General features: G+C 55.5%; 15 protein-coding genes and 1 tRNA gene. 5 read left to right on the top strand and 11 right to left on the bottom strand.

Going from position 1 to position 14149, the window contains the following annotated elements:
* Positions 1–11: 11 nt before the first annotated feature.
* Together ACXAEW_RS12985 and ACXAEW_RS12990 are read right to left on the bottom strand one after the other, a co-directional pair.
* Complete coding sequence (locus tag ACXAEW_RS12985) at positions 12–293, bottom strand: NfeD family protein (protein WP_474941719.1); 282 nt, start codon at positions 291–293, stop codon at positions 12–14.
* Entirely contained in the window at positions 293–1180 is an 888-nt protein-coding gene (locus tag ACXAEW_RS12990) for an SPFH domain-containing protein (protein ID WP_474941720.1), read from the bottom strand. Before ACXAEW_RS12990 ends, ACXAEW_RS12985 begins: the two co-directional genes overlap by 1 nt.
* 164 nt (positions 1181–1344) lie before the next feature.
* Between ACXAEW_RS12990 and tgt the strand changes: the two genes are divergently transcribed.
* Positions 1345–2475 carry a tRNA guanosine(34) transglycosylase Tgt gene (gene tgt, locus ACXAEW_RS12995; RefSeq protein WP_474941721.1) on the top strand — a complete coding sequence of 377 codons (1131 nt, stop codon included), beginning with the start codon at positions 1345–1347 and terminating at the stop codon, positions 2473–2475.
* Positions 2476–2570: 95 nt separating this feature from the next.
* On the opposite strand, the gene ACXAEW_RS13000 is transcribed toward tgt, so the two are convergent.
* Positions 2571–3218, bottom strand: coding sequence for a VPLPA-CTERM sorting domain-containing protein (locus tag ACXAEW_RS13000; RefSeq protein ID WP_474941722.1), 648 nt, complete (start codon positions 3216–3218; stop codon positions 2571–2573).
* Between the two features lie 571 nt (positions 3219–3789).
* Here ACXAEW_RS13000 and lon point away from each other — a divergent pair.
* Positions 3790–6201 carry an endopeptidase La gene (gene lon / locus ACXAEW_RS13005; protein WP_474941723.1) on the top strand — a complete coding sequence of 804 codons (2412 nt, stop codon included), beginning with the start codon at positions 3790–3792 and terminating at the stop codon, positions 6199–6201.
* A 187-nt stretch (positions 6202–6388) separates the two neighbouring features.
* On the opposite strand, the gene ACXAEW_RS13010 is transcribed toward lon, so the two are convergent.
* Positions 6389–7438, bottom strand: coding sequence for a Glu/Leu/Phe/Val family dehydrogenase (locus tag ACXAEW_RS13010; RefSeq protein ID WP_474941724.1), 1050 nt, complete (start codon positions 7436–7438; stop codon positions 6389–6391).
* Between the two features lie 130 nt (positions 7439–7568).
* Between ACXAEW_RS13010 and ACXAEW_RS13015 the strand changes: the two genes are divergently transcribed.
* Together ACXAEW_RS13015 and ACXAEW_RS13020 are read left to right on the top strand one after the other, a co-directional pair.
* Complete coding sequence (locus ACXAEW_RS13015; protein ID WP_474941725.1) at positions 7569–8024, top strand: Lrp/AsnC family transcriptional regulator; 456 nt, start codon at positions 7569–7571, stop codon at positions 8022–8024.
* 74 nt (positions 8025–8098) lie between these two features.
* A tRNA-Val gene (locus ACXAEW_RS13020) sits at positions 8099–8174 on the top strand.
* Here ACXAEW_RS13020 and ACXAEW_RS13025 read toward each other — a convergent pair.
* From ACXAEW_RS13025 to ACXAEW_RS13040, 4 genes are all read right to left on the bottom strand, one after another.
* Positions 8162–9682, bottom strand: a complete 1521-nt coding sequence (locus ACXAEW_RS13025) for a recombinase family protein (protein ID WP_474941726.1) — start codon at positions 9680–9682, stop codon at positions 8162–8164. The two genes, ACXAEW_RS13020 and ACXAEW_RS13025, sit on opposite strands and share 13 nt — an antisense overlap.
* Positions 9679–9948, bottom strand: coding sequence for a hypothetical protein (locus ACXAEW_RS13030; RefSeq protein ID WP_474941727.1), 270 nt, complete (start codon positions 9946–9948; stop codon positions 9679–9681). Before ACXAEW_RS13030 ends, ACXAEW_RS13025 begins: the two co-directional genes overlap by 4 nt.
* A 99-nt stretch (positions 9949–10047) precedes the next feature.
* Complete coding sequence (locus ACXAEW_RS13035) at positions 10048–10662, bottom strand: hypothetical protein (RefSeq protein WP_474941728.1); 615 nt, start codon at positions 10660–10662, stop codon at positions 10048–10050.
* A 15-nt stretch (positions 10663–10677) separates the two neighbouring features.
* Positions 10678–11190 (bottom strand): hypothetical protein, encoded by a 513-nt coding sequence (locus tag ACXAEW_RS13040; RefSeq protein WP_474941729.1) that lies wholly within the window; start codon positions 11188–11190, stop codon positions 10678–10680.
* 53 nt (positions 11191–11243) lie between these two features.
* Here ACXAEW_RS13040 and ACXAEW_RS13045 point away from each other — a divergent pair, with 53 nt between their 5' ends.
* Positions 11244–11507, top strand: coding sequence for a hypothetical protein (locus ACXAEW_RS13045; RefSeq protein WP_474941730.1), 264 nt, complete (start codon positions 11244–11246; stop codon positions 11505–11507).
* A 116-nt stretch (positions 11508–11623) separates the two neighbouring features.
* Here ACXAEW_RS13045 and ACXAEW_RS13050 read toward each other — a convergent pair whose 3' ends face one another.
* From ACXAEW_RS13050 to ACXAEW_RS13060, 3 genes are all read right to left on the bottom strand, one after another.
* On the bottom strand, positions 11624–13060 hold the full coding sequence (locus ACXAEW_RS13050; protein ID WP_474941731.1) for a type IV secretory system conjugative DNA transfer family protein: 1437 nt from the start codon (positions 13058–13060) through the stop codon (positions 11624–11626).
* On the bottom strand, positions 13057–13362 hold the full coding sequence (locus ACXAEW_RS13055) for a hypothetical protein (RefSeq protein WP_474941732.1): 306 nt from the start codon (positions 13360–13362) through the stop codon (positions 13057–13059). Before ACXAEW_RS13055 ends, ACXAEW_RS13050 begins: the two co-directional genes overlap by 4 nt.
* An 81-nt stretch (positions 13363–13443) precedes the next feature.
* Positions 13444–14004 (bottom strand): D-Ala-D-Ala carboxypeptidase family metallohydrolase, encoded by a 561-nt coding sequence (locus ACXAEW_RS13060; protein ID WP_474941733.1) that lies wholly within the window; start codon positions 14002–14004, stop codon positions 13444–13446.
* Positions 14005–14149: the final 145 nt, after the last annotated feature.

Consider the following 14149-nt stretch of genomic DNA (forward strand, 5'->3'; position numbering starts at 1 on the left):
GCGATATCTGATTAGTCGTTGATGTCGTGGTCAAAGGTTTTGACCTGCCCGGTCGGCAAGGAGAACATTCGCCGCAGCACAAGCCAAGCCGCAAGCGACAGGATCGCAAACAACAGAACAAGCAATGATGGCGCAATGACCAGATCCGGTGCGATGAGAAACAGGCCAGCGATCAAGCCCGCGCCGATGCCGAAGCCAAGCGCAATGAAACCCGGAGCCAGGATTTCAATGACCAAGAGGGCCAGAGCCGCGATGCCCCAAATCCACCAGACCAGCCAGAATGCATCCTGCATCATTTGATCCCCTTGAGCAGTTTGAAGGCATCGCCAAAGGCCTCAAGCGCCTGCGCAGGTACGACAATAGTCTGTTTGCCTTCGCCTTGGCCCAAGGCCGTCAGCGCTTCTACTTGTTTCAGGGCAACCTGATATTGGGCGGCTTCGATGCCGTTGTCCTGGATCGCTCTGGCAACAACTTCGGTGGCATAGGCCTCAGCGTCGGCTTGGATCCGGCGTGCTTTGGCGGTTTGTTCCGCCGCATAAAGCTCTGCATCTGCCGACAGTTCGACAGAGCGCTTCAGACCTTCGGCTTCGGTCACCTGCGCACGACGCGCACGTTCCGCGTTCAGCTGCTGCAGCATCGCGTCACGGGTTGCCTGGTCCAGGTTCACGTCCAGGATTTCAGCGCGGGTCACTTCAATGCCCCAATTGTCCACCGCGTCCTCAACACTTTCCTGAATGCGTGAAATCAGCTGAGCGCGATTTGATTGCACCTCATCCAGGTCCATTTTGCCGATTTCTGCACGGACGATGCCGGCCACGGTTGTGGCAATGGCACCATCGACGTCGCGGATTCGATACACGGTCTTTTCCGGTTCGAGAATGCGGTAGAACACCGAGGTGTCGATTTGCACCAGGACGTTGTCTTTGGTGATCGCATCCTGAGAGGCATTGGGCAGTTGGCGCTCCAGGATCGAGATCTTATGCGCAACGCTGTCCAGAAACGGGATGATAAAGTTGATGCCGGGGCCAAGCACCGCATGCAGGCGGCCAAACCGTTCGACCACAAACTTCTGCGATTGCGGCACAATGCGCACCCCGCGAAAGATGATCAGGACAATCAGAACTGCCGCGACGATAAAGACGATGTTTTGCGACAGGAGGTCGATGATGAGCTGTTCCATGTCGGTGGGTTCCTTCAAATGAATTTTGTGCGTTTGTTGAACAGATTAAAGCGGAATGTGCCAGTTACATAGGCATTTCCGGTAAGGCGCGCAATTGCGCAACCTTGGCAAATCGGCAAACTCTGCGTATTCAGGCGACCTTGGACCACGTGGGAACAGATGAAATGGCACAGGACTTCGGATTTACCCTGAACGCAACCGACGGCAAGGCGCGCACCGGCGTGATCAATACGCCGCGCGGGGATATTCGTACACCTGCCTTTATGCCCGTTGGGACGGCAGCAACCGTCAAGGCGATGATGCCCGAAAGCGTGCGCGCAACCGGTGCCGATATCCTGTTGGGCAACACCTACCACCTGATGCTGCGCCCCACAGCCGAGCGGATCGACCGGCTGGGTGGCTTGCACAAGTTCATGAACTGGGAGCGCCCGATCTTGACTGACAGTGGCGGGTTTCAGGTGATGTCACTGGCGGGTTTGCGCAAGCTGACGGAGCATGGCGTGACGTTCAAATCGCACATTGATGGCTCCAAACACGAGCTGACGCCGGAACGCTCAATGGAGATCCAGCGTCTTTTGGGTTCTGATATTGTGATGTGTTTCGATGAATGCCCGGCCTTGCCCGCAGATCGGGACCGCATTGCCGAAAGCATGCGTCTGTCGATGCGGTGGGCTGAACGGTCACGCGATGCCTTTGGTGATCGCCCTGGGCATGCGCTGTTCGGGATTATGCAGGGCGGGTTGGAACAGGACTTGCGCGAAGAAAGCGCCGAAGCGCTGAAAGCCATTGGGTTTGAGGGCTATGCCATTGGCGGTCTGGCAGTGGGCGAGGGGCAGGACGCAATGTTTGGCTGCCTCGAATATGCACCAGATTTCCTGCCTGTCGACAAGCCTCGTTATCTGATGGGGGTCGGTAAACCAGATGACATCGTTGGCGCCGTGAAACGCGGCATCGACATGATGGATTGCGTGCTGCCATCGCGCTCTGGCCGGACCGGGCAGGCGTGGACGCGCTACGGGCAGATCAATATCAAAAACGCGCGTCACGCAGATGATCCGCGCCCGCTGGATGAACACTGCAGCTGCCCGGCCTGTTCCAATTACAGCCGTGCCTATCTGCACCATGTGTTCCGCTCAAACGAGATGATTTCCGGGATGCTGCTGACCTGGCACAACCTGCATTACTTCCAGGAGATCATGCAGGGCATGCGCGCGGCCATCGCGGCGGGCACGTTTGACGCGTGGGAAGCCGATTTCCATGCGGTGCGTGCACAAGGAGATATCGATCCACTGTGAAGCGACAAGCGTTTCACGCCGCGATGTTTCAAGTTGTGATAGTATGGGTTTAGAGGCAGAGTATCAGGCCCAGATGTATAATCTGGGCTCTGAATTTAGCTGCGCTTTTTGCGTCGACGCACAGCAGCCATTGTACCAACTGCACCCAGCAACAAAGGCAAGGACGCAGGCAGCGGGACAGGGGCTACGGGCTCGCTGGTCGCAACCAGATTGTCGACAACTTCAAACAGATTGCTGTTGGAGATGTTCACCTCGTCAAAAAGGCCAATGTCGTCAAAGCCAAAGAAGCTGCCGCCGTTGGGCGCGACCACTGCCGTAAATGTATCGACAAGTATGTCGTTCAGAAAGGCTGTGACCGTGTAGTCCTGGTTGCTTCCTGTTTGCCCACCGCCGCCATTATTCTGGAAGATATCCAGACCAAAAGCGGTAAACACTCCGCCGAGGTCAATGGTCAAAGAGTCAGATCGCGGGAAATTCGACCCAAGGGCCTGCGAGCTGTTTGTGCTTTGGCCTGTGGCAGAGACGAAAAGGTCGTTGGATTCGCTGCTGATGGTAAACCCTGACGACAGTGTAACGGGGCCGGTTACAGAACTTGTTACATCAGCGAAGCTGCTAAAGTCTTCTGTGACATCGGCTGTGTTCGTCAGCAAGAAGTCGGCTTGGCTGGTGTATGTGGCAGCTTGTGCTGCGCCAACAGTCAGACAGCCAACAGTCGCAGCCAGAAAGGTAAGTTTGGTCTTCATAAGCATTATTCCTTGTTAAAAATTGAACCCAGTCGGTGGTTGGCGTTATAACGAAAGCGTGAGCAACGCCAACTAAAAATTAACCATTTGTTAACGTAATTTTGCAGGAAGAAATGCGGGTATTTCCGCAAAACTTTTCCCCTTGGAGGGGGAGGGAAATGGTGAAATTTTCTTATAATTTATTGATTTTATTTTTGGTTTATGATTTTTGAGTCTGCCGTTATTAGCCCGCCTTCGCTATGTCAGCGCACCTCGCGCGATGGATCGTGACGGGTTTTGTGCAGAGCCGTAAAGCCAAGAGGTATCTTTCATAGTTAACGTCGGCCCAATTTCTGAGCTTCGCAAAAGGCGAATCATGCTGAAAGCAAGGGCGGGATGTTTGGGTTAACCTGTTACCAACCTAATGCGCAAAAGCCCTCTTGTGGTCCCTGTCTTCAAGGGGCAATGTGGTTGCTAAACGCAGGTTGCTTGAAAAACACAGGCCACCTGACCACATAAAAAGCTCCAAAGAGGAGACGCCGAGGCTGCCGGGAACCGGGGCCTGCGCGTCTTGCCAAACAAAGGACCGAGTATGCAAGAGCCACTCAATTCCTCCTATCCTGTTCTGCCGCTGCGCGATATCGTGGTGTTTCCACATATGATCGTGCCGCTGTTCGTGGGCCGTGACAAATCGGTGCGCGCGCTGGAAGAGGTGATGGCGGATGACAAACAGATCCTGCTTTCAAGCCAGATTGATCCGTCCGAGGACGATCCGGAAATCGACGGGATTTATGACGTTGGCGTTCTGGCCAATGTCCTTCAGCTTCTGAAACTGCCAGATGGCACTGTAAAAGTGCTTGTCGAAGGGCAGGGTCGTGTAAAAATCACCGATTTTCTAGAGAATGAGAATTTCTTTGAAGCGCGGGTCGAGGCGCTGACCGAAATTCCCGGCGATGTCACCACAACCGAGGCGCTGGTGCGCACGGTGGGTGATGAATTTGAGCGTTATGCCAAAGTCCGTAAAAATATCCCCGAAGAGGCGCTGGCCGCCGTAGGGGAGACTGCTGAGCCTGCAAAACTGGCTGATCTTGTGTCCGGTCATCTGGGCATTGAGGTTGATCGCAAACAGGAGCTTCTGGAAACGCTGTCTGTCAGCGAACGCCTTGAGAAGGTCTATGGTTTGATGCAGGGCGAAATGTCCGTCTTGCAGGTCGAGAAGAAGATCAAGACTCGCGTCAAATCTCAGATGGAGAAAACCCAGCGCGAGTATTACCTGAATGAGCAGATGAAGGCCATTCAGAAGGAGTTGGGTGACGGTGAAGAAGGCGCAGGCGAAATTGCCGAGCTGGAAGAGAAAATCGCCGCAACCAAACTCTCCAAAGAAGCGCGCGAGAAAGCCGATGCCGAGCTGAAGAAGCTCAAGAACATGTCGCCCATGTCGGCCGAAGCCACCGTGGTGCGCAACTATCTGGACTGGATGCTGTCGATCCCGTGGGGCACCAAATCCCGCGTCAAAAAGGATCTGGGACGTGCTGAACAGATCCTGGACCAGGATCACTACGGTCTGGAAAAGGTCAAAGAACGCATTGTTGAATATCTTGCGGTGCAACAGCGGTCTGCCAAGCTAAAGGGGCCGATCCTGTGCCTTGTTGGCCCTCCGGGTGTGGGTAAAACCTCGCTGGGGAAATCGGTGGCCAAAGCCACCGGGCGCGAGTTTATCCGCATCGCCCTGGGTGGGGTGCGGGATGAGTCTGAGATCCGCGGTCACCGCCGGACCTATATTGGGTCCATGCCGGGTAAGATCATTCAGGCGTTGAAAAAGGCCAAAACCACCAATCCGCTGATCCTCTTGGATGAGATCGACAAGATGGGTCAGGACTTCCGGGGCGATCCGGCGTCTGCGATGTTGGAGGTTCTGGATCCGGAACAGAACAACACCTTTATGGACCACTACCTTGAGGTGGAATATGATCTGTCCAACGTGATGTTCCTGACCACCTCGAACAGCTACAACATGCCGGGCCCGCTGATGGACCGGATGGAGATCATTCCGCTGTCGGGGTATACCGAAGATGAAAAGCGCGAGATCGCCAAGCAGCACCTGATTTCCAAACAGGTCAAAAACCACGGGCTCAAGGCCAAGGAATTTGAACTGCAGGAAGACGCGCTGACGGATATTATCCGCACCTATACCCGCGAGGCAGGCGTGCGGAATCTGGAGCGTGAGATTGCGAAGGTCGCGCGGAAGTCTTTGACCAAGATCGTCAAGAAGGAAGCTGAAAGCGTGACTGTCACGCCGGACAATCTGGATGAATTCCTGGGCGTGCCCAAGTATCGTTTTGGTCTGGCCGAAAAGGAAGATCAGATCGGCGTTGTCACCGGTCTGGCCTATACTTCGGTCGGCGGTGAGCTCTTGTCCATTGAAGCGCTGCGCCTGCCGGGCAAAGGTCGGATGAAAACCACCGGTAAGCTGGGTGATGTGATGAAGGAGTCGATCGAGGCGGCGTCCTCATATGTGCGCTCTGTCTCGCCGCAGCTGGGGATCAAACCGCCTAAATTCGACAAGTGGGACATCCACGTTCACGTGCCCGAAGGGGCCACGCCAAAAGACGGCCCAAGTGCGGGTCTGGCGATGGTGACTTCTATTGTGTCGGTGTTGACGCAGATCCCGGTGCGCAAGGATATCGCCATGACCGGCGAAGTTACCCTGCGTGGGAATGCGCTGGCGATTGGCGGTCTGAAGGAGAAACTGCTGGCTGCGCTGCGTGGCGGGATCAAAACCGTGCTGATCCCGGAAGAAAACGCAAAGGACCTGCCGGAGATCCCGGATAACGTCAAAGAGGGCCTGGACATTATCACTGTGAGCAACGTGTCCGAAGTGCTGAAAATCGCGCTGACTGCCACACCTGAACCAATCGAATGGGATGAGGAGGCCGAAGAGGCCGCCGCTGCCCAGGCTGCGATTGAAAACAAGGAGTCCGGTCAGGGCGCAACCGCGCATTAAGTCAGCGTGACCCTCTATGATCAAACCAAAAAAGGGCGGCCATCGGGCCGCCCTTTGCAGTTGTCCTAATTGTTTAGGCCGCCTTAATCTGGCGCTTTGATGTTTTCCCCAACTGGATGATTGGCTGCCTGTGCTGTCTGTTCCGCAACAGGTAGCGCGCGCCTTGTATGGAAGGCGGCGCGCAGGTTCAAGCGGCTTGTGACGCCATTTGCTCTTCTACGGTTGCAATGGCGACATCCGCAGGGCTTACATCCTGTTTCGACGCTTGGATAAGCATGTTTTTCAACGTCTCATCCAGAGCTTGCAATTTTGATTTTACAAATGCCTCACGCTCCCGGATCTGCTCGACCTCAGTTGCGACGTTGATGATGCCGCCGCCATTTGCGACGAAATCTGGCGCATAAAGAATACCCTTGGCATGCAGTCGTCCCGCATCTGCGTCTGTTGCCAATTGATTGTTGGCGCCTCCCGCCACGACACTCACCCGCAGCTGTGGAATGGTCTGCGCATTCAGAATGCCGCCGATGGCACAGGGGGCAAAGATATCGGCGTCCGCCGCGTAGATCGCGTCAGTGGTCACAGCCACCGCGCCAAAGATCTCCTGCGCTTTTTGGATCCGGTCGGCATCGACGTCTGTCACAATAAGTTTTGCGCCCGCATCATGGAGAAAACTGCAGAGGTGCCAGCCGACATTGCCCAGCCCTTGGACCGCAACTGTAATACCTTCCAAAGCGCTGGTGCCGTGTTTGTGGGTCCAGGTGGTGCGGATCGCGTTGAATATTCCGCGAGCCGTCACGGGGGAGGGGTCGCCACTGGCAAATTCACCCTCTGCCAGGCCAGCCACAAAATCGGTTTCCTCCGCCAAAATGGCCATGTCCGATGGGCTCATCCCCATGTCTTCCGCAGTGATATAACGCCCCTCCAGGGATTGGATGGCGCGAGCAAAAGCACGTAACAGCTCAGGGGTTTTCTGAGTTGCCGGGTCTCCAATGATGACCGCCTTGCCGCCGCCAAGGGACAGGCCTGCGGCGGCGTTTTTGAATGTCATGCCTTCGCTCAATCGCTTGACATCCATCAGCGCCTCTTCCGGGCTTTCATAAGCGCGCATGCGCAAACCGCCCGCTGCGGGGCCAAGCTGCGTGGAATGAATGGCGATAAAACCGAGTAAACCGACGTCAGGCGCGCTGACGTGATAGATTGCTTCGTGGGTGTCACTGGGGACCGGGGTCACTTGCATGTGGCTCTCCTACTGATTTGCGACCAATAATAAGGGCTGCGAGATGCAGGTTTTCGCCAATAACTGTCTTCTTTGAGGGGGATTTTAGTGTATAATCTGTGTGATTTGAAAAATTTTGGTGAAAAGCTGCATGGATTTGATTGATCACAAGATTCTTCGCGCGCTGCAGCAGGATGGGCGCATCACGATGGCGGAGCTGTCTGAAAAGGTCGGCCTGTCGCCAACGCCCTGTGCCCGTCGTGTGGCCACTTTGGAAGATCGGGGGGTGATTGAAGGCTATGGCGCGCGGGTGAATCCGGAAGAGCTTGGCCTGACGGTTACGATCTTTGTGGAAGTCGAGCTTGAACACCAGAGCGCACAGGCCTTGCAGGCGTTTGAGGCCGCTGTAAGACCTTTTGAGCAGGTAATGGAATGTCATCTGATGACAGGAACACGGGACATGTTGTTGCGGGTTGTTGCAAAGGACCTCAATCATTTTGACCGGTTTCTGGAACAGCAATTGATGCGCGTGCCCGGTATTCGCAACACACGGTCCAGCTTTTCGCTGCGCACTATGATCCGCCGAAACAGCCTGCCAACGGTTTAGATCGCAGAAATTTCAAATTTTCCGCCAAAGGCCACTTGCACCTTCATAATTCTGTCGCTAAACCCCCGCCCAACGGGTCGTTAGCTCAGTTGGTAGAGCGCTTCGTTTACACCGAAGATGTCGGGAGTTCGAGCCTCTCACGACCCACCATTACTTCCCAAGACACCTGAAACACCTGTCAAAGCCTTGAAGGGCATGGATAATTGGGGTGTTCTAGCTCCTGTTTCGCGGCAGTATGAAAGACGGTCTGCAAACACCAGTTTCAGCACTGTTCTACGTATTGCGATATTGCCACTTTCCCAGAGTTTCCAAGGCTTTGACAGGAACATCAGCGAGAGTTCTAGCGCGGCGTCAAAGTCACGTGTCGAACGGGTTGGGTTTGCTTGATTTTCTTCTAAAAGGATCTTCTCTGTTTCAAGAGTGTCGATCTTTTTCTCGTAAGCTTTGATCACCGTTGGACTGTCGCTTTCAACAATGCGGTCCAACAGGGCATCAATCTGTTTTTGTGCCTCAGCAATTTGCTTCTGAACGGTCTTGGCCTCATGTGCCACCTGCGCAGCGCGCATGTCCCAGGCAGTACGGAACATGGCTTTTGCCATCGCAAACAGACTCGGGTTTGGTTCAAGCAGGCGAAGAAGTTCGCCGACATCTCCCTCCAGCTTGTCGCGGCGGATCGACTTGCCGTAGCTTTGGCAACTCTTAGTTTGACACAGATAGTAGGGATGGTGTTTTGTCTTGCCCTTTGACCAGCAAGAGCGAAGGGGCGCGCCACAGTCGTTGCAGACTGCTACCCCACGCAAGGCAAAATCATTGCCGATGTTCTTTCGCGCGGGTGCAATCGCGCGGTGTTTTCTCCGTTCCTGGATGCGCCAGAACGTCTCTGCGGAGACTATTGGTTCGTGGTGCCCTTTGATCTTTGAGATGCCCCAAGGCGCGTAGCTGATCAATCCGCAATAGACCTCTCGATTGAGAAGCCGCGTGACCTCCTGCTGTCGCACCACCCCATTCTTGCCCTTTGGAAATTCCGGCTTGGTGTTCAGAAAATTGCGGATATCGACCTGATTGGTAAAACGCCCGTTGGCGTATCCTTCCAGCGCTTCCTGCACAATGCTGGCCTTAGGCTCGTCACGCACAAGCATTTTTCCATGCCCCTGGGTTTTGTCGTAGCGGTATCCAAACGGCGCTGAGAAGGTGTAATAGCCCGATTCCATGCGTGCTTTCATCTTCTGGACAACTTGGCGACCATTTTGTTTGCGCTCAAGCTGGCCTTGCGCGGCCATAATGGTCTCAACAAACTCGCTCTCCGGGCTTTCGTCGAAGGTGAAGTTCAAGCATTCGATTATGGCACCACGCTTGCGAAACGCATCACGCAGGTCCAGATGGAAACGCGTGTCACGCGCAAAGCGTTTCAGATCATCAAAGATCACCACAAAGCTTTCATCGGGCTGTGCATCCAAAAACGACAACAATGCGACCATGCCAGGGCGTTTCATAAAATCCCCACCGCCTGTGATCGTGTCAGGAAAGACCGCTGCGATCTCATAGCCTTTGGTGTCTGCATAGGATCTGCAGCGCGTTTCCTGACTTTCTAAGCCATGCCCCTCAGTCTCCTGGGATCGACTGCTAACTCTACAGTATATAACGGCTTTTTGTGTCATAGCTCCTCCTTGTCAGTCTCTTCTGATTGTACCACAGCGGCGCGCAGGGCGGCGGTGAGATCTAAACTTTGTCCACGGGTTTCTGGATTGGTGTTGAGATCCCAGCCGAGATCAACAAAGGCGAGGACGATGGACCAGAGGGTTTCGATAACCTGCTGTTTTTCCACCTCAGTGGCGGTGCTGTCCTCAACATAGGGCAACCAGTCTTGCCAATTCAGATGAATGCTGGGACGGGTTGTGGGTGGGGCTTGTGGTATATCTTTCATTTTATTCCTTTCGTCATATGCTCCTCTACTTTGAGAACAAAAGAGAAACATAAAATCACGTAAGTCTTTTTTTGAACAGGATTATTTTCCTAATCCATACTATCGTGTGCGCTGGCGCTCCTGCGGGCGGGTTTGGAGCTGTTCGGCCTTTCGAGCAGCGATCTCTGCCTCTTTGGCTGGGCGGTGGTAGGCGTCTTCATAGTCTTTGCCGACCTCATAGAGCGTGCGCCCCTGGCTTTGCTCAAAAGCCTCTTTCATCAGTGTCTTTGCTCCGGCCTGGGTGATCGAGAGCTCTTTTGAAAGCGCCACGGCTGCGGTGTCATAGGCTTGATAGAAGGGCTGGGTTGCACCGTCTTGAATGCGCGCGCTGATGGATTGGGCCTGTGCCAGGGCGCGGGCCTGCGCGGTCTCTGGCAAGGCCTTCTCACGCTCCAAGAGGCTTTCTCGGGTTTGGTTGAGGCTTTGCTCATAGCGGGCGGTATAGATATCGCGCAAAATGGTTTCCGCGCGCAGCGCATCAAAGCGTTCACCGCGCGCAAAGGCGTGGGCGTAATCTGTGAGCGGTTCACGGAACGAGCCTGTTTTTTGTATTTGGCTGTGCAAAATGCTGGAAATCGCCCAGGCGGACTGCAACTGACTGTTGGTCAGACTTTTGCCCGAATAGCTGTCGCGGGCGGCTTGAATGCGGTCACGTTGATCTGATTGAGTGCTCATCTGGTTGGTCTCCTGTTATGAACGGGTTGGGCCGGATCGACTGGGTGTGTGCTGCGGATCTTTTGTCTTCACTTGGGCGAAGGCCTCTTTGGCCTGGTCTTTGCGCTGATCGCGCGCCTGGCTGCGGATCTTTGCGCGGGCCGCCAAGTCTTTGGACAGGTCTTGATATTGATCCATCTCATCGGTGCGGATCATCAACAGACGCGCGTCGTGATCGGCCTGCACGCGGTTGCGCGCCATGAGATTGAGACGCTCATTGCTCAGTGGGGTGTCCACGGCCCAGCTGGGCTTTGGGTGGTTCAACTGGCGCGCATTTTGCTCACGCAAGATGACGTCATAGGCCTCTACCAGGCGGTGTTTGTAGTCTTGCTGGAACGAGGTGTTTTCCTGATCGGTGCGCGTGGCTGCCTCATGTGCGATCTTTAAATACTGTTCCCAATCTTTCTGGGTCACCAAAGCTCTTTGCAGGGAGTGTTGAAGCGCCAGCCGATAGGTCTCTCGTACTGCGTCATAGGGGGATAAGCTCATGAGAATACGCTCCAAATTTGCAAGGCATGTGCGGGGCGTGGTATGATCAGAGCATGTTTGAAGATATCCAAGCCGTTGAAGACTGGTTGCAGCCCCTGAGCTACGCGCAGTTCTGGCAAGCGGTTGAACCTTGGATGCTTTTTGACTCCGAGGATCGCGCCCATTGTGATGAGACCATTGCCCGAGGCATCGCCACCGCTGAGACGGTGCTGGCCGGGTTGAAGATCTCGGCCCGGGTGGCGTTGCAGTTGCGGTTCGGACTGAAAGATCGGATCTATATGCCGCGTGACGCTGAGTGCCTCGCCTCCGTACATTAAACTGAACATTAGGCTGGGCATTAAACTGAGCACTCGCCCGAGCACGAACCTGCGCGCAGGGAAGTGCTCGCACTTGAAGGCGCGTGGAAACTGGCAGGCACCACTGCCGCGTCCAATCATGCTACACCTCCAATAAAGCCAGCGGGCGCGACAAAGGTCACTTTGGGATCCGACGGCAGGCGCGCGCCTTCCAGCGCGTTGTCGGCGTAGTGATCGCAGTAGGGCCAAATATTGGCCTGGGTCAGACGTTCGGTGAAGAAAAACCCCAACCCCTTAACGTGGTTCATGATCCAGTTGCGCGGCAGAGCCATCAGCTCAGCCGGTGTCATATGGGGCTGTTTTGCAAGGCTGAGGTTGGTTTGGGTTTTGAGCTCAGCGGCGCTGCCGCTGATGCCGCGCATCACCGTATGACCTTCCCCCATCGCTTTTGACACGCGGCTCGCCTCATCAAAGGAGAAGGACAGCCACTGCATGGTGATGCTGTTGTCCTCGATGGTTTGGGTTTCTTTTGCGCCAAATTTACGGACCACCTCTGAGCGGGACTGGCTGATCATATGGATCTCGCCTCCATAGGCTCTGAGCGTTGTTAGCGCTGCTACAAGTGATTTTAGAGGGGTATTGGTGAACTCATCGGCAATGACCCGCAAAGCGCCCGCCTGATCATAAAGCGCATCACAAAAGGCCTGGATGTGGAGAGCGTAATAGGAGGCGCAGAGATTTAAGAACCGCTGCGGGCCAACAATGAAGATGACATAGCCTTGATTGATTAGCTCGAAATGGGATTTTGGTTTGTGCGTTCCGACATCATGCAGGCGTGTGCCCGGTGCAAACAGCTGCAAGGCCCGGCGCGCCTCACTGAGATGTTGCCCCCAATTGTCTTGCGCCGAGGCTTCAATCAGGGTCCGGGCTTCGGATTGCAGCAGCGGACTGCCTTCCGCAACTTCCACCTCGGTGATGTATTTGAGCATGTCCGGATCGCTCAACAGCCCGGCCACCGCCCCGGGTGTGGCCTGCTCAGGGTTGCGCGACAACGTTGCATGGAGGGCAAAGCCGATGATATCGCGCGGCACATCGCGGAAGTATTTGTTCTTGGCATCGCCTTCTGCAGGCTCGGGCACCAGAGTTTCGGCGATGGCTTGCGTGGAAAAGCGCACATCGCGCGCATCGCGCTGATAGGTTGCGCAGGCCGCGCCAAAAGGGTTGAGATGCACCCTGAGATGCGCAAGCTCGGGGCGCGTGCCCATATCGTCAATAACAGCCACTTTACGGCCCATGCGTTCAAGCATCGGGGCCAGTTGGCTGGCGAGCTCACCGTCTTTACTGTCCAGGACTGCAATCGCTTTATGCGGTTCACTACAGGCAAAGCTCATCACGGCGGGCACCGCAACGGAGGTGGTCTTGCCGCTGCCATTGGCAGCATAGGTGGAACTGTGGCCTTTGGGGGCAAAAACGGGCTGTTTGGTCTCGATATCCAGCCCAAGCAGGCGCTGTCCCTCGGGGTCGATTGCAGCGCGGACCGTGCCAGGTTTGGTCCGTTTGAAAGGCAGGCTCATTTGAACATACCCCGGGTGGAGAGATCTTCGCTGCTTGCCAGCTTATCTGCCTTTGGGGCGGCACCTTGGCGCTGGAACCGGGCCCAGCTGCGTTGGCGCAGGATAAGGCGCAGAAGGCCATAGAGGCCTTTGACCAGCGGCTGGAGCGCGCCTGCGGCAAAGATGGCGGCAAAGAGCCTGAGCAGCGCCCAGTCGCCCACGCCTGCGGTCCAAAAGAGCCAGGCCATACAGGAGCAGAGACCGGCGCTCAGAAGATCGCCAATGATTTGTAGAACAGGTTTTAAAGCAGGTCGGTTACTCATGGAGAATGCCTCATATGCAAGATCAAAACGAAGGGGTGTGAGAGAGGATGCTGCGCCGCCGTGGCTGCGCAGCATGGATGATCAGCGCGTGGGGCCGATGCCGGGTGTCCAGCCATGTTTGCGCATCGCGCGGGAGAGCCACATGGGACGTGTGCCGCCGCCAGAATGCCAGGTTGCAGCTTTGGGGCGCATGTCCGCGTGCAACATGTGTGGGATGTGCCGATATGTGCCAAAGCTCGTGAAGCCGTGGGTCATCAAGAGCGAGGCCAAACGGGTGCGCTCTGCCGCGCTGTAGCTCTGCAGTGAGATATCAACCGCGTCTGAGATCAGGTGACGGCTGTGTGTTGCGCCGCCAACCGCTTTGTTCCACGGCGGGTCGCGATAACCGGAGGTGATGATAATGGGGTGTTCCAGCTTGTCGCGCACCTGATCCAATTCCGCGATGAGCCTTGCGGAGATCTTCACGAGGCCATTGCCATTGGATGCAAATTCCTCAGGCTTGAAGTAGCGCGCGCTCCAGCCGGTGATCTGGTCTGGATAGCCAGTGTAAAACCCGCCTGAGGCTCCGTTTGAGGAATAGGCACCTGTTGCTGCAAAACTGGCAGCTCCGGCCAGAAGGTGTCTTCGTGTGATCAGCGTCATATAGCGTCCTCCAGATGAACGAGGCGCGGTGCGCCTCAACTGAAGGAACCGTCGGATTTTTTGCGATATCACATGGGCTTATGGCGGGCGTAGAGTGGGCGGATTATGCGGTGACGCTCCAAACAAAAGACGGGGCGCATAGCGC

It is taken from the genome of Epibacterium sp. ABZ3_068 (assembly GCF_056159265.1).

Bases quoted from the DNA above. Each gene is read 5' to 3' on its own strand.
- ACXAEW_RS12985 (WP_474941719.1), bottom strand. From the start codon at position 293: ATGCAGGATGCATTCTGGCTGGTCTGGTGGATTTGGGGCATCGCGGCT.
- ACXAEW_RS12990 (WP_474941720.1), bottom strand. From the start codon at position 1,180: ATGGAACAGCTCATCATCGACCTCCTGTCGCAAAACATCGTCTTTATC.
- tgt (WP_474941721.1), top strand. From the start codon at position 1,345: ATGGCACAGGACTTCGGATTTACCCTGAACGCAACCGACGGCAAGGCG.
- ACXAEW_RS13000 (WP_474941722.1), bottom strand. From the start codon at position 3,218: ATGAAGACCAAACTTACCTTTCTGGCTGCGACTGTTGGCTGTCTGACT.
- lon (WP_474941723.1), top strand. From the start codon at position 3,790: ATGCAAGAGCCACTCAATTCCTCCTATCCTGTTCTGCCGCTGCGCGAT.
- ACXAEW_RS13010 (WP_474941724.1), bottom strand. From the start codon at position 7,438: ATGCAAGTGACCCCGGTCCCCAGTGACACCCACGAAGCAATCTATCAC.
- ACXAEW_RS13015 (WP_474941725.1), top strand. From the start codon at position 7,569: ATGGATTTGATTGATCACAAGATTCTTCGCGCGCTGCAGCAGGATGGG.
- ACXAEW_RS13025 (WP_474941726.1), bottom strand. From the start codon at position 9,682: ATGACACAAAAAGCCGTTATATACTGTAGAGTTAGCAGTCGATCCCAG.
- ACXAEW_RS13030 (WP_474941727.1), bottom strand. From the start codon at position 9,948: ATGAAAGATATACCACAAGCCCCACCCACAACCCGTCCCAGCATTCAT.
- ACXAEW_RS13035 (WP_474941728.1), bottom strand. From the start codon at position 10,662: ATGAGCACTCAATCAGATCAACGTGACCGCATTCAAGCCGCCCGCGAC.
- ACXAEW_RS13040 (WP_474941729.1), bottom strand. From the start codon at position 11,190: ATGAGCTTATCCCCCTATGACGCAGTACGAGAGACCTATCGGCTGGCG.
- ACXAEW_RS13045 (WP_474941730.1), top strand. From the start codon at position 11,244: ATGTTTGAAGATATCCAAGCCGTTGAAGACTGGTTGCAGCCCCTGAGC.
- ACXAEW_RS13050 (WP_474941731.1), bottom strand. From the start codon at position 13,060: ATGAGCCTGCCTTTCAAACGGACCAAACCTGGCACGGTCCGCGCTGCA.
- ACXAEW_RS13055 (WP_474941732.1), bottom strand. From the start codon at position 13,362: ATGAGTAACCGACCTGCTTTAAAACCTGTTCTACAAATCATTGGCGAT.
- ACXAEW_RS13060 (WP_474941733.1), bottom strand. From the start codon at position 14,004: ATGACGCTGATCACACGAAGACACCTTCTGGCCGGAGCTGCCAGTTTT.